Source organism: Paenibacillus filicis (assembly GCF_038070315.1).
GTDB classification, from domain to species: domain Bacteria; phylum Bacillota; class Bacilli; order Paenibacillales; family NBRC-103111; genus Paenibacillus_G; species Paenibacillus_G filicis.
Genome location: NZ_JBBPCC010000038.1, coordinates 1 through 14697 on the forward strand (window position 1 = coordinate 1; position 14697 = coordinate 14697).

Below are 14697 nucleotides of genomic sequence, written 5' to 3' on the forward strand. Positions count from 1 at the left end.
TTGCCTCCTAAAATTTTCTGTTAAGAAATGATGCGGAAACCCAACGTTATCAACAATTTTTCGCCTGTGTATTACGGCGGTTTAAGATTGTTTATGCTATAAAAATGGTCAAAAAAATGGTCAAAATATTTGTCTCCCTTCCTTGCATTATGGTTCCATCTGTAGGTAGAAAAAAAAGAGCGCCAGGGTTAATCCTGCTGCTCTTTTTCTCGCTTCATCTTCTCTTCCACGGCTTCCTGGATATAAGCGTTCAAGCTTTTACCTGCCCGATCAGCCGCGGCCTTGTACTCAGCCTTGGTGCCTTTCCTTACGTCCAATGGAATCCGCTCATAGTTCGCATCGTTGTACTTACGCTTTGCTTTTGTGGCCGCTGTTGGTTTATTTTCTTCCATACCTGATCCCTCCTGTTCTTGTATATCTTATCACCAAATCAATACTCGTACAAGTATATTTTCTTATTGACATTATACTCGTACGAGTATATAATAAGAGTATAAGGAGGTGAGACAAAGATGAGAAAAAAGAGAAAGAAAAAGCGCGAATACGATGGCAATAAGGTCATCGGGTTAGTGAGTGCAATCACCAGCCTGATAACAGCTATCGTAAACCTCATCATCGCAATGAGCCGCTAAACTCAACGCCCGCCGAAAGGCGGGCACCCCTTGAGGGGTAGATGGAATGAAGGTCGCGCTTTTTCTTTCTCTACTATATTCAGTATAACACAGGAGGGCTGACAATATGAAAAAAATTGATCGATGGACGATTGGATTAAGCGTTACTGCCTTGGTGGTCAGCCTGGTGACGCTTGTGATCCTGTTGGTGAAGTAACCCGCCTGATGAGGCCGGATGGGAACCGGCCGAAATGGACTCCTGAAAGATTAGGAGTCGTCGCGGGAACCCGCTACGAGCTGGCCGTGCATGGCTGGCCTTTACATAGAGTGTTCTTTGAAAATAGAAAATTTCGAAGTCGCCAAATTGGGTTGCAAAAATGACCATGTGATGTAAAAATTAATCTACACTGATCAATTACAGAAACGGGGTAAATTGCTACCATGAATCGCAGCCTGCTTATCATTGACAGCCATCCCTTAACCGGCGAAGCCACAAGATCATTCTTTCAGAGAGACACCGATTTCAATGTCCTTGCCGTCCTGACAAGCGGCATGGAAGCCTTGCAGTATGTGGATCAACATAAACCGTTCATGGTGTTTCTCGATCCAGATTTAGAGGATATGGGCGGAATTGAGTTCGTTCAGAAATCCAAAGAACGTTCTCCGGATACAAAGATAGTTTTTTTCACAGGAATACCAGCCCAAACATACCTCCTTGATGCACTTAGGCTGGGAGTAAGCGGAATAATTTCAAAACGAAGTGGCGAGAAGAAAATTAAAAGCTGTCTCGAATGTATCGATAATAATCAGTTAGTGTTTCCGCAAGTCGATTATTCGGATATTTTTACCATTCAACATGCTCTACTGACTGAACAAGAAATTCTCATTATGAATATGACTATTCAAGGACTAACCCAAGCGGAGATTGCGTCTAAAATCTATGTGAGCAAACGTTCAATTGACAATTACGTCAAAAAAATTTATAAGAAATTGGGCAGCAAAAATAGATTGCAGGCCATCGAAGCATTTACGCTCTACAAAAATTTTGATGATGTGTGAAAATCCCAAACGCTTGGGATTTTGCCGCATTCGTCGATGTCTACGAATTTGAGAATCGCGCGATGTCGAGCGGTTTCTAAAATGCGAACTCGTACTCGCATTTGCTTTATTCCCGACATCGGGAATTTGGCCATTTCGGCAGACGTCTGCCGATTTCTTATATCTCCTGCTAACCGGAGTGGCGATGTCGCCACTCCGGTTAGCAGATGCGATGTCGCATCTATTGGCGACCTGGGAGAGTTGTTATATCATGGGCATAGAGCCATTCACCCCGATCAACGTCAAGGAGGCAGCCCATGGCAATCTACCGCTTCGAAGTCAGCTCCAATGGATTCAAGCTCTTTGTACATACAGCGGACAAGGAAGAAACCGGGATTAACAGGTGCAAACGGTACATGACCGAGTTTCAGAAAACCGTGGCGAATGTTCCGATGAAGGTTGTCATCTCGAAGAAAGAGAAGCAGAAGGAATATTGGCGATATAGGGACGTTCCCTATGTGTACTTGAAGACGCTGATCCGAAAGCCATTGGTGAAGCGAAGCAAAAGCGAAGAGGACAAGCCTGAGGAATAATTTTTGGAATAATTTCCGTTGATTTTACCGTTCGGTTGCAAAATCCCATCTTTTTAGGCGAAATGGTTGCAGAGTTCAATTTCGTGCATCCAGCACCAGGGGGCGGTTTCTTACCGTTCCCTTTCTCTATTTGAAAATAAAAAGATCCCCGCCAGCACGCGCCAGCGGGGTTGGGTTTGGTAAGGCGATCCGCAAATTGCGGACAGGCCTCCTTAAACAACGACGGGGTAAGGAAACTTTTCCTACACTTCGATTTTCCGATCGATCCGGCCATCCAGCACCGTATTGATAAACACCAGCTCCGTGGCTGTCATCGTCCGGTCCACAATCTTCTGCATCCACTCCCACGCAAGCCGGTCCTCATTGTAAGCCTTACCCAGCACCTCATACAGCATATCCCATTGCCACTCAGCCAGTTTCATAGGCATATTCCATTCATCCTCCAATCGATCATATTGTTCTAGTCCGTTCCCGGCGATCAGGCTGTTCAATTTGTCCGCGTAGCGGGGATCGGTCGCATACCCGCAGGCCAGCAGCATGGCCGTCTGAGCTTGGGGCGACTTTGCAGCCCTAACGCGGTCATAGCGGCTCCAGACAAATAACAAGTCCTGATCCCTAAAGCAATCCTCAACCGTATCATAGGCCCGCCAGAAGGCCGTCACGCCGTCATGACGAACGCCATCATAGACCTCCCAGGTCTTGGTGCTTACGCTGCGCCCCTTCCAGAATCCATTCGGCTGGCCGCTACCGACTTTAAAGCCCACAAGGTTGTTCCAGCTGTGCAGGGTGCAGCCGGTCTCCAGCATCGCCTGCGCGATGCGGACAGACGGGAAGATCGGCGAGCCCTCGGCACGCAGCTTGGCCGCTATAGGGGCGATGACCGCAATAAACTCTGATGGCTTCATTGCTTGTCCTCCTGTTTGACCCCTGGGGGCCGAATGGACTTGCTCTGCATCTGTGCCGCCGCTGCTGCAACCAGGAAGGCGTTGGCAAACGTCAGCGGGTAAAGCCGCCAATCATGACCGTTGGCCCCTAGAGCAAGCTGAGCGATCAGCAGCACGCCGAAGGCGATGGTGACCGCGTAGTAATCGGTCGGCCATGGCAAGTAGCGGTCAAGCATTCCCTTTGTGTACTGGACGATGAAGAACGTCAGCAAAGAAGCGCCTCCCATCGTGGACAGCGCCTCCCATGTGAAAAATGATTGCTCCATTTAATGACCAAACCCCTTCCACAGTAAATTAATTAGGCCACCGATAAGGGCAGCCATGACAGAACGCCACAACCATGTCTGATTATCCGTTAACGTCTTGATCTCGCCGTTTTTGATGTCCTCCAAGCGCTTATGAGCTGATCTCGTGCTTTGCAGCGCCTCTTTTGCGATGTCCTCTATCGTATCGACTTTTTTATTCAGATCCTTGATGGCGTCGAGCTTTGTTTCCAGGCGGGCCAAATCGAGCCGGACTCCGGTGAGTTGTTCGGAGAGTTTCTTGGTTTCATCTTGAGTCATATTTACTTCCTTCCCGCTCGACCCCCGAGCATATAAAATAGCCCCGATTGCTCGGGGCGTGAATCCTATCGTGCTGTCACTTCAAAATTGTCGAATAAATCATTAGGGTCAGACGACCCGACGCCAGCCTTACGGCCCTTGACTTGGGACAGACGCTCGTCGTAATCCACCATTAGCGGGGATCCATTGATCAAGACAAAAACAGTCGATCCAAGGACGCCGATCGTATACGTCCGCTTTTCGCCTGCCGCCACATTAGGACTGATATTAGCTGACTCAATGATATTGCTTGTAAGTTGGTTGGCAATCCTTGTCGATATACCCGCCTTGAGCGAGAATGACACGGATATAAGGTTTTGATTGTCTACAAACCGCAGCACTACCGTTGGACCTTTGTTGGCAGCTAAGGCGGTATGATCAATCATCATGACCATATCGTCTACCCCTGTCTGTACAACGGCATATTGCCCGATGCCAGAGGCTCCGGTACGTCTCAAGCTGCCGTTAGATCCCTCAGGGTTGTAGATATCGTAACGGTCCGCGTTTGTGCGCTCCCACGCCAACGCCCCTGCTACGCCGATCTCCACATTGCCTAGATTAGCGTTTGACGGCCTGTCGAACGAGTCTTTAACGGCAATGACCTTACCCGCAACGGACGCCGACACTGCGTCACTGGCCGCACTCTCCACGTCAAAAATAGACACAGCCTTGACGGTGATGCTGTGCGCTCCAGTAGCTGGCATCAGGTGGATGTATCCAGGCTTGTTGTATGGGATTACGTCGCTGTTAACCTTTGCCCCGTCAACGTAGACGTTGTATCCAAGAATCAAAAAGTCTGATCTCGGATTTTTGTCCCAAGCAATCAGGGCATTAGTGCCAGCTATCACCGCGCGCAGCCCTGTAGGTTTGTCCGGCACCATTGTCTCAACCTTCACCCACGGCTTAAACTGCGCCATCGTGTACGTATCGACCGCATGCCGGATGATATCGTGTGCGTATGGGAGAGGGTGCGTCATATCCGTTACAAAGGCTGTGGATCGGAATCCACCCGTTCGTGGGTTTTGGGTTTCAGTCGGGTACGCCCCGTCGTAATACCCATCTATCAACCCATCTGCTAGAGTGCCAATCCAGTCGTTAACCTGGTCCCTTACGTTACCCGGCTTGTACCAATCACTGTACACGGTATTGATATTGCCTGTGTTACGTCCCAGTATTTTCATCTGGTACAGCATGATTTTCGGATTACGCGCCTTTATGGCCTGAAAGGCATTGCCCAGGTTGGTCTTCATCGTTGCAAGGCTGCTGCCATTGTCATTCGTGCCATAATTAAAAATCGCGTGTGTGGAAAACTGAGCGACATATAGTCGGATCGTGTTATAGATTGAAAAGTCCGCCACGCGCTCGCCGCTCTTGGAGACGTTAGCCCATCCAGCTCCGGCAGCGTAGGCTGAGCGGACCCCGAACCCCCTCTGCGTCGGATACTCACCGTTGGAACCTGGGCTATCCGCTACCCCGTGGTTGATCGAATCACCGCCGAGTGTAAACGCTAGTTTATCCGCGCTCTTGCCGATGATAGCCAGCGGATAAAACGAGCCGCCAACATCCGATGAGGTTGCCAATACAGGCTTTTCTGTCTGTAGGTAGTCTACAAGGTCCTCTCCGACTACTTTCCCCTCGCCGAGCGTCCGGAATATCGCTACGCCTCCCTTGGGATACTTGCCACCATCGGGAACCTCTACGCATGACCTAATCCAAAACGCCGTCCCTCTTTTGAGCGTTTTGTTGAGTGGGAAGGTGTGCTTGATCTCACCCGGACTAAATTTGTACACCCGCGTACCCTGCGCGTCCCATGCTAACAAATGTAGCGTTATGGCCTTAGTATCAGGGTCCTCAATCTCCAGAGCAACCTTGACATCCATTGTGTTAGGCGTGACTGCCTCACTTGCAGCAGCTACATACACAATTTCTAAATCCGTGACATCCTTGGACGCAATATGCTTTGTACGCCACGTGGCCTTGGTGAGCCATAAGCTGGAGGTAGGGTCCGAAAACTCTCCGAGGGAGTAAGCCTTGTCAGCGGCTAACGATCGTCCTTGAGGATCAGATATATCCCCGTACACTGCTGGCGCTTGCGCCTGCGTCGTCGCACTTGCTGCGGTACTAGCCGCCGATACGTTCCCCGCTGCATCCTTAGCTTTGACCGTGTAGCTATAGGTTGTGGCTGCCGTCAGTCCCTTGTCGCTATAGGTGGTCGTTGTGGCCGATCCGACCTTGTTACCGTCGCGGTACACATCATATCCGGTTACCCCGACATTATCGGTGGATGCGGTCCAGGCAAGGTTGATCGTGTCTGTACCAGCAGCCGTAGCCGTCAGTGCGGTCGGTACAGTGGGCGCTTGTGTATCCGATGCTGCCAGAGTGCTCACAGGCAATGCGCTGCTTGCCCCGGACACATTCCCGGCGGCATCCCTCGCCCGGACGGTATATGTGTAGGACGTGGACGGAGAGACGGCATTGTCCGTATATGATGTCGTCGCGCTGGTGCCGGTCTTAGCCCCGTCCCTGTATATGTCGTAGGCCACGACTCCTACGTTATCCGTGGAGGCTGTCCAACTTATCTTGACCTGTGCGGCGGTTACCGTATTGGCGGTTAGCCCTGTAGGTACCGTTGGGGCCTGTGTGTCTTCAGGCGGTTTGGGGATGGCACCCAGATAGCTTACCTGCAGCACAGGGGACCCGCTAACTGGGTATGCCCTGAATCCGGCAAGCTGAGATGCCGAATCCAATGTAAACTCCGCCCCCGCCTTGACGGGATGACCGCTGGTCGTGGACGGGGGTGGATTGTCCTTGCGCCAATATCTTATGTCCCCGCCCTCTAAGGTTATCGCGGCCTGCGTAGCCCCAGATGGGATGTTGAGCAGTTGGGCAACCTTATTGGCTGCTACAGGAAGCGTCTCACTACCTACAGGATCACCGCCCCCGAGGGCATGTAATATGCCCTCCTGTAAGTTAGCTGTATTTACTACTTGCCCATTAGACTTGATGGCCGCGCCTGATTTTGCAAATCGTGCATCGAGACTATCAGCCATTGCCTTCCCCTCCGTTCAGCGCGTCGAGCCTGGCTTTCACCTTTGCTCGCACCCCGTCTTTTTCAGGGACACTCTCCAGCGTCCGCAATCCGCGCCGGATAAGCTCATAGTATAAAGCCTCCATCAGACGACACCCCTTTCGTACAGGTCCGCCAACGCCAACATCATGGCTTCCTGGCTAGTCTGCAACTCTTCAATCTTTGCGATCAACTCTTGGTACGTGGGGTGTGGGGGAGTCTGCGGCGTGGGCGGTCGTGTGAAAGCTCCGTTTTCATATAAATCCCCACCCTGCACATCTTCCCCCAGGTCCACGTTTATCAAACCTGTCGCTTCTTCATCCACAGGCTCAGAGTGGTACCCAATATTAACGACACGTCCGTTCGTCACCTGTACATACTTATGCATGTGTCTCCCCCTACCCTTCGATTACTTGCCAACGTATTATGACGGCGGCTGAATATAGCGCATCCATGCGTTGAAGCCTTAAAACTGTCGGACTGATGAGGTGTCCCGTTACCCAAAATCCCCCGTTCGAATAATCTGCCTGAGCGTTGGTTCTGATCGAATTTACGACATATGACTTGCTAACGTTTACCGCCACCGGCAAGGTAATATCCACGGCGTATGTGTCACTGTTATTCATCATGGCCTCGCCTGCTAAAACCCTCTTCACACCTCCACTCTCCTCCCATTGTCCTGTGCTGCTATTCCATCTTTCCAACGATGTGGCCCCGTTACGGATACCCATTTCGCCCGCGAAATTAGCATTGGTGATGATATTTTGTGCGGCGCCGTAGGCCCACCCGCCGAATTTAAGTTTCCCGTCTGTGTCCAGGCCGAGCAGGCCCGCCGAGTAGCCTGGGCGGTGAAACGCGATAAAAGCCGCATCTCCAACCCCTCCTGCGCTTTTAACTTCTAGAGTTACTCCATCGCTGCTGGGGTTGCTAATATTTCCCATAGACCCAGCCGTTTGCACAAGACCACCTAACGGCCCGCCCGCTTTGTCAAACTTATTAGCCTGGAGCCCGTTGAGATTGGCTGCGGGAGGCTCCAGCGCCGTAGCGCCACCCGTGATACGCTTAATCAAGGAAAACAGGCTACTCAGCAACGTACCCAGCGGCCCCGTCATCGTTGGCGCGGTCGTATCGTTGGCCGTTCGGCTACCTATCGCCGTGTCTGTGACCGCACCGTCCCCGATATGCCGCTGCCTGACGGACTTGTCTGGATGGTCCATGTCCGGCGCTATGCGATGAGTGTTGAGCGCTGCTTTGTCCGCATCTACGTCCAGACGTAGATTATCGAGATACGCCCCGTCAAGCGTCAGCAGCCATTTGTGTACGGCGATCTGCGTCTGAGCATCCGCTAATCCTTGTGACATTAATGCGATTGCGCTGCCGGGGTTGCCAGGGTACTCGATACGCCCGTCCGTAGCTGCGGCCGTTAGGTTTTGGCGGTCCACTGCTACGTATGTGACATACACATCGTTGGTTGACGCGAGTTCTGCAGCTGGGATCTGAGCGCCCGCACCGCCATACCAGTAGGAGGAGCCGCTGTTCTGCACGCTCCAACGCCGGTTAAAATCCCCGCCTTTGTAGACGGCCAGGATGCGGTTAGTTCGCTTGGACAACGCCGACGCCGGACGGCCCGTGCTGTTGATCTCGTATACATTGCCGTTAAGTACCGGGACAACCTTTTCCCTCCGCACCACGCCCTCCAGCATCTCAACGTAATTGCCGCCCGTGTGCATTGAGATACTGCCCTCGGTCGTGACGGACTCGACGTAACCTTTCGCAAGTTGCAATATGGCTGAACCGGGAATGTATCCAGACGCAATCGTCGTTGGCGGGGAGGTTACGGCTCCGGTGTTGTTTGTAGCATCCCAGCGCGTCCATGTCTTTGTACCCCCAGTGCCGTTGAACGGTGTTCCGAACGTCCCATTGTTCATTTTCCAGCCATTAAAGTACGCCCGAATATCAGCCCCGGTGGGGGTCGCGTCAGGCCCCATCCCGAAGTCTGTATTGCGCATCACAATGCCGATGAGCGTCTGCCCTGCGGACCAGCATGTGTCCGGCAGATTAACATTAAATGCCGAGATCTGCTGAGGTAGCGCCGTTCCATCATGTTTGGTCGCCCGCAGCGTAAACGGTGTCTGGGTGATTGGCATGTCCGTAGTGCTGACTATTACATACTTTGTGTCAGTGCCTTTAATGCCGTTGTACGTCCAGGGCAAAGAGCCATCCAGAGTGAATTTTCTGTAGTTGCGATAAACCTCACCGGTCGTGAAGTCAAGCCGGTCATACACCCCAGTCAGCGGGTCCCCGTGAAGCTCCAAAGCCTTGCCATTGCTATCAGTTACACCTATGACGTAATCGTCGTTACGCGGTTCAAACGATTGCGTCAGGTCGGCGGCGGTGCCAAGGATTAGCATCCATTCCGAAAAGGTAAACGTTCCGGTCGCGTTTGTGCGGTTAGTCAGACGTACGTCAAGCGCAACGGTGCCTGCCGGTGATACGCGAGTTTGGTTGCCAGAAGTGAATGTGAAGGATGACCCGATAACTGCCCCAGCCGAGTCTAACCAGTACCCCTCGAATGTCCCGCCTGCCGCGCCTGCTGCCGTGCCTGCGAAGGTGTACGATTGGTTCGGTACTGCCGGTACCCTGAACGCCGATTTAGAGTCCAGAGCCGTGGCCGTCAACGCCAGATTATACGGCGCTGTCAGGACCGCATTAGCGTGCAGGCTATCCGGTGACCCCGCGAGCAGGTTGCGGCCCGTTTTGAGTACAGCCGGACATTGCACGGACTGCATGCCGTTGACATGCGGTAGGTAGTCTCGGATTGTAGACGGTCCAATCGTCGAGCCGATGGCGTTGTACAGTGCGTCGTCTACCACATACAGACCGACATCGTAAAACTGCGCCCAACTTACAACCCCAGCCGCAACGGTATTCAACAGTGCAATATTGGCTGGTTCATCCGTTTGCGGCGTGTACTTAACAAAAGCTGGAACTCGTGATGTGTTAGTGGTCTTGGAGTTAGGGCCTGCCGTAGTGATCTGAAGATGTGCGATACCAGCGGCGTCGGTCTGCACATCCACTACCAATACATATCTCGTACCGGCTTTTAAGTTAGGTTGCTTTGATGTCGCTATTCGTACAAATCGGCTACTGAGGGAGGTGTCTGAGGTGTTGGATGCTATTTTTTGTGCTCTCCCTGACGGGGTATCTTCAATGGAATAAGTCCCCTGGGAACCCGGTTGCCAGTCAATTCCAGTGTTCCCGGCAGGGCTTGCCTTGGTAAAGTCTCCAATAACGCCTACTCCATTTTGCCGCGTCATCCCCTGGACTGTAACCTGTGCCGGACCGCCCTGACCCGTCGTAATGACCTGCAGTCCGTGCCGTAGGTTGGCAGATAGAGTTAGGCCGTCTTTGAGCTTGGCATCCAGGTCCTCGATGTTGGCCTTAAACGTGTCATGATCGTACGCGGTAAAGTTGCGAGCCAGTTTGCTCCCGGCGCTCCAGGCTTTGGCGGCGCCTTGAAAGCCCCGAAGGACTCCCGTTAAGGAATTGCCGGATATGCCTGTATAAAGAATCGTTTCGGCCGTCTCGTCCGTGCCGATCGTCGCAAGATTGGGGGCCGGCGGCAGCAGCGAGGCATTGATTACCGGTATCGTTGTTTGCGCTGCGGTAACGGCAGCCGATAACTCCGTCTGCGGCGAATTAGTTGAAGCCTTGTACATTTGTTGTTGCGCCATGGACTCATCTCCTTGCATGCAAAATAACCCCGAAACCTGTCGGGGTCCAAAACTGTATATATGTGGTATACTGGTCCCAAAGGAGCTGATACCATTGAAAAAAGTAATTATTGCCCTATCCCTCGGTATGCTGATCGGATCAGCAACGACTGCAATTGCCGCGACGAGTGAGACGGTGCAGGCGACTATCGCCAAGTTCGTTATTAAGGTTAATGGAACCGAGAAAACGCTGCAGACTTCCCCTATCGTCGTTGATGGGAACTCTTATCTGCCGGTCCGCGAAGTTGCCGGGCTGCTCGGTGCCGAAGTAGGCTATGACGATGCAACCCGCACCATCACATTGCAAACACCCGTTCCCGCTGGTAACATTGAAGGAAAAGGGAGCGTGCCTGCGGTGGAGTCAAATGAATGGATTGAGTTACAAAAGTTGCTTACAGATCATGAAGTTAGACCGATTTATAGAGCTGGTGGAACGGCTGAATTTTTCAAGGACGGCGTCCTTATTTTCAGTTTCAAAGAGATTGATACAGCAGATAGGGGGATAAGATCAATAAAGTTGATCTATCCTGAAAACAAAACAGTGACAATCAACCATGGTAATGATGGAATCATTAAATTTAAAAGGTCCGAACTTATCGACTTTAAATTGCTGACTCAGTAATCCCCGCCGCCGCGCGATTGAACAAAAATCTGCGTGTTAATACTCGCTACAATGCGTCCGAGTTTATCGGGCGCTATTTCTATTGAATGCCAACCTCTGTTTATTTTGCCTCCACCATCCTTGGACAAATAGGGAATGATGTCTAAATCCTCTACATTCGTTCCAAGCCCTGGTATACTCACTCCGTCAACCTTGACCGTCACGGCCGCTGGTCTCGGTCCCTCATAGATTCCGTACTCTATACCATGCACGTGGTTGGGAAGATCGATTTTATGTGTATGGTCCTTCAATGTCAGGTTGTGAGTATGATCATCTAATCTCAGTTCGTGAATATGGTTCGGTACTGTGAACCCGTGAGAATGATCTGGGATCGTTACTTTGTGGTTGTGTTCATGGTTTAGTTTATGGCTGTGTGATCCGTTTTGAACAGCCACCCCGGAACCACCAGAAGTCATGACTTGATGTGAATGGTCACCGTCAGTTGTTAAAATAGTAATCGTCCTTTGTCCAGTAAAAAACCATTCACCGTCAGCAGCACTCGTAACCGTCCCCCCGCCTGACTCCGTAGACTTGGACACCGATCCGCCAGAGGCGGTTGAAGTGACCACACCGCCACCGCCTGCCGTTGATGTTATGACCGCGCCGCCTGCTCCCGTGGTCGTTGCGACAGCTCCCCCGCCCTCGATGGCCTTGGAGTAAGCCCGGAAAGCTTCTGACTTGTACGACAGCAGCACCTTATTGATACGGATTGCATTTTCGTCGATTCGGAAGCTCAATACGGCCGGGTGAGCGGGATCGCAATTTTCCGCCAGATCATGGGAATCGAGATTGGTAGCACCCTGGGCGTAAATCTCTTCAATCTTCATGCGGTTCTGTAAATCGGATATAGTCCCCGCGATATCCTGCGGCCGGTTAGCAATCTCCAGCACCACATCGCCCGGCGCTCCAAGCACATTAGCCTTTTGCACGTTGACGACTCGAATTGTCAAATCTCCGATATCGGGGTCTTGCACCCTTACCATGTCACCGGAGCGGAACCGATCCATGGGATCGCGTGTCAAAGCATAGATTTCAGCAGCCTGCACCGAATAAGACACTCGGGGGGCTTTAGATTCCGCAAGTATGGCATCAGCCCGGCCTTTCAGTGTCTCTGCCGAAGTAAATCGTCTATCGGCCCATACAGAAGCCTTGAGACCGTACTGTGCGATGGAAGCCGCATCCTCAACGTAAGGTAACCCGTTGTTAGCTTCTGCGACTGTGAGTTGGTTCACGCCTTCGCCGTAGCCTAGTGCGTACAGCCGGTTCACCAAGTTTGTCGGGTCCTCAGTCTTGGTGATGCCCCTCATATTGCGTCCATAGCGAATGATCGCTTTCACCTGATCGGAAGGCCGAACAAGGTTGAGCGTCCACGGGTAAGACCTCGTATCGAACGTCCATTGGTATTCCTCTGCGAAAGCTTTTGGCACCGAAAAGAGCGAGGCGAGCAGCCCGGCGTTTTCAAAGTTGTATTCGAATTGACGAGTAAATTCAACCGTGCCCAGCTTCCAATGCTTCTTTGTCTGTCGGTCAAGGATGTACTGCAGCACGTTTGCTGTCGGATATCCCAGGTTCCCCACTGTGTGGTATCGAAAAAGGACATCATCCAGCAATGTTGCGAGGACATGTTCACATTGGTACTTCACATAACGGGTTTGTTCTGTCCGTTGCGCGGAGCTGGGCAAGATCCGGAACAACTCTACCCGCTCCTGTCCATCGAATATCTCCACGTAATGGAACGATCGGCAATGTTCGTTTTTCGGATCATCCAAAGGCAGCTCGAACGATGCGGACCATACGATATTTAGCGGCATCTCATAGCTGATGTTTGCCGCATTCTCCAAATACGCCACTTTCCGCATCTGTAAATCATAAATGGTTACGTAGGATTTACGCATGACGGCCTCCTTACGAGTTGACGTTCGAACTCTTCGACCTTTTCCCATGTACTCCTTGCGATTGGATCGCTCACCACATCATAAGCAAGGCGCATTTGGTAGGCAGCCACTTCATATGAAACGTGCCCGGTTGCTGTTCCGAGTCCTGGACAAATTACTTTACGAATCCGCCACTTTCCTCCCGCAAAATCGTTATGATGGCTGATGGTTTGGAGAGCTGCCTTCATTGCCAGAAAAACATTTATCGTGCCTACGATCGGCATAGGCACTCGCATTGTCGGCGTATAGGATAGAAAGGGATGATTTTGGTTGTCGGTTGGAACGATTAGCGATGTACCTACAGGCTGAATGCCAGCATGGACGGCAAAAATGTTCGATCTCACTCTTGGCTCAAGCTCGGGGCCAAAAAACTTCGCAGCCCTCAGATCAAATCCCCCGTCCATAATTCCATAGCTGTTACCTGGAGTAATCAAGCAATCCCAATCTTCGACATCGGTGAATGAACCATGGACGATTGAGACGCCCTCCAAACTTTCAAAGCTGTGCTGCAGCTCGCAACAAAGTTCTTTATTGGTGTCAACGAGAACAAGTTCAAATTTCATACGGTCAACCCCTTCCTATACAAAACGATCTCGATGCGTCAACCGGATACGCGCGGTACGCCCGGTTTGATCGTCTTTATATGTCAATTCATTGTTCCCGGTGTTCAGGTCAAAAAAATCGCCTTGCATCAGGTGCAAGACGTTCTGTCCGTTTTGGGTCATTTTCAGCAGCTCGCTATCAATGACAATCCGGTCACCGGGTTTAAACTCTCCAAAAAACTCCAGATAATCCTCATGGTAACGACTGCCGTTAAATTGAGTATCCAGCAGTATCTGCATGTCGAATTGCCCATACGTCACCCGGGTCCCATTCACTTCCATGTCTAGGGTATTTTCTAACACAAAGGAAGCAAGCCGATTCCGGACGGCATTCATGGTGAACTCATTTTCCAATTCCACCGCAAATTTACCATTGACGGTCAGAACACCCTTCACCAAGACTTCCAAATCGTTGATGATTTCAAAGCTGCCGTACACGTTGGCGGAAAACTTCCGGTTGAACGGGATTCGGTTGAAACTCCCCGTGTTAAACATTAGACCAGCCTCACAACGCCGCTATCCACTTCAATCACAAATCTGTCACCCTGCATGATTGTTCGCGGACTCGTCAATGCTCCAAAGCTTGTCATTGTCCCACCTGTAACGGCAGACCTGATTGCAATATGGGTGATAGTCCCCCAATCAGCAGTAGCTACTGGAAACTGTATCAATACGTTATTCTTGATCGACTGTTTACCACCTTCAACCGCAGGAGCGGAAAAGGGAATAACCTGCCGTGCATACCCCCCGCCTGTAACCTCGGTGCCTGTATCACTAGCTGTCGGGTTCGAAGTGTAAAGGGCCAGATAGACCGTCCCTGTCCGGAACTCGGCATTGAGAATTGCTAACGCCCTTGCAAATGAGAAACCCAT

Annotated in this window: 15 protein-coding genes; 3 read left to right on the forward strand and 12 right to left on the reverse strand. The window is 51.4% G+C overall.

Going from position 1 to position 14697, the window contains the following annotated elements; genetic code table 11:
* Positions 1–188: 188 nt before the first annotated feature.
* Entirely contained in the window at positions 189–392 is a 204-nt protein-coding gene (locus tag WMW72_RS33920) for a transcriptional regulator (RefSeq protein ID WP_341420017.1), read from the reverse strand.
* A 660-nt stretch (positions 393–1052) separates the two neighbouring features.
* Between WMW72_RS33920 and WMW72_RS33925 the strand changes: the two genes are divergently transcribed.
* On the forward strand, positions 1053–1670 hold the full coding sequence (locus WMW72_RS33925; RefSeq protein WP_341420018.1) for a response regulator transcription factor: 618 nt from the start codon (positions 1053–1055) through the stop codon (positions 1668–1670).
* A gap of 296 nt (positions 1671–1966) precedes the next feature.
* Positions 1967–2242, forward strand: coding sequence for a hypothetical protein (locus tag WMW72_RS33930; protein WP_341420019.1), 276 nt, complete (start codon positions 1967–1969; stop codon positions 2240–2242).
* A 242-nt stretch (positions 2243–2484) separates the two neighbouring features.
* Here WMW72_RS33930 and WMW72_RS33935 read toward each other — a convergent pair whose 3' ends face one another.
* The 7 genes from WMW72_RS33935 to WMW72_RS33965 form a co-directional block, all read right to left on the reverse strand.
* Complete coding sequence (locus WMW72_RS33935) at positions 2485–3147, reverse strand: glycoside hydrolase family 73 protein (protein ID WP_341420020.1); 663 nt, start codon at positions 3145–3147, stop codon at positions 2485–2487.
* Positions 3144–3452 carry a hypothetical protein gene (locus WMW72_RS33940; RefSeq protein ID WP_341420021.1) on the reverse strand — a complete coding sequence of 103 codons (309 nt, stop codon included), beginning with the start codon at positions 3450–3452 and terminating at the stop codon, positions 3144–3146. The genes WMW72_RS33935 and WMW72_RS33940 overlap by 4 nt, the downstream gene beginning before the upstream one ends.
* On the reverse strand, positions 3453–3749 hold the full coding sequence (locus tag WMW72_RS33945) for a hypothetical protein (protein WP_341420022.1): 297 nt from the start codon (positions 3747–3749) through the stop codon (positions 3453–3455).
* A 65-nt stretch (positions 3750–3814) separates the two neighbouring features.
* Positions 3815–6838 (reverse strand): fibronectin type III domain-containing protein, encoded by a 3024-nt coding sequence (locus WMW72_RS33950; protein ID WP_341420023.1) that lies wholly within the window; start codon positions 6836–6838, stop codon positions 3815–3817.
* The gene (locus WMW72_RS33955; protein WP_341420024.1) at positions 6831–6962 is read right to left on the reverse strand and encodes a CD1375 family protein; all 132 of its coding nucleotides are present in this window, start codon (positions 6960–6962) and stop codon (positions 6831–6833) included. Before WMW72_RS33955 ends, WMW72_RS33950 begins: the two co-directional genes overlap by 8 nt.
* Positions 6962–7243, reverse strand: a complete 282-nt coding sequence (locus tag WMW72_RS33960; RefSeq protein ID WP_341420025.1) for a hypothetical protein — start codon at positions 7241–7243, stop codon at positions 6962–6964. The genes WMW72_RS33955 and WMW72_RS33960 overlap by 1 nt, the downstream gene beginning before the upstream one ends.
* 10 nt (positions 7244–7253) lie before the next feature.
* The gene (locus WMW72_RS33965) at positions 7254–9938 is read right to left on the reverse strand and encodes a hypothetical protein (protein WP_341420026.1); all 2685 of its coding nucleotides are present in this window, start codon (positions 9936–9938) and stop codon (positions 7254–7256) included.
* 745 nt (positions 9939–10683) lie between these two features.
* Here WMW72_RS33965 and WMW72_RS33970 point away from each other — a divergent pair.
* Complete coding sequence (locus tag WMW72_RS33970) at positions 10684–11250, forward strand: stalk domain-containing protein (RefSeq protein WP_341420027.1); 567 nt, start codon at positions 10684–10686, stop codon at positions 11248–11250.
* Here the strand turns inward: WMW72_RS33970 and WMW72_RS33975 are convergent.
* Genes WMW72_RS33975 through WMW72_RS33990 form a run of 4 tightly spaced genes read right to left on the reverse strand, consistent with a single transcriptional unit; the run spans position 11244 to position 14697 of the window.
* Complete coding sequence (locus WMW72_RS33975; RefSeq protein ID WP_341420028.1) at positions 11244–13184, reverse strand: phage tail spike protein; 1941 nt, start codon at positions 13182–13184, stop codon at positions 11244–11246. The two genes, WMW72_RS33970 and WMW72_RS33975, sit on opposite strands and share 7 nt — an antisense overlap.
* Entirely contained in the window at positions 13166–13786 is a 621-nt protein-coding gene (locus WMW72_RS33980) for a macro domain-containing protein (protein WP_341420029.1), read from the reverse strand. Before WMW72_RS33980 ends, WMW72_RS33975 begins: the two co-directional genes overlap by 19 nt.
* 15 nt (positions 13787–13801) lie before the next feature.
* The gene (locus WMW72_RS33985; RefSeq protein WP_341420030.1) at positions 13802–14320 is read right to left on the reverse strand and encodes a phage distal tail protein; all 519 of its coding nucleotides are present in this window, start codon (positions 14318–14320) and stop codon (positions 13802–13804) included.
* Entirely contained in the window at positions 14320–14697 is a 378-nt protein-coding gene (locus WMW72_RS33990) for a phage tail fiber protein (protein WP_341420031.1), read from the reverse strand. The genes WMW72_RS33985 and WMW72_RS33990 overlap by 1 nt, the downstream gene beginning before the upstream one ends.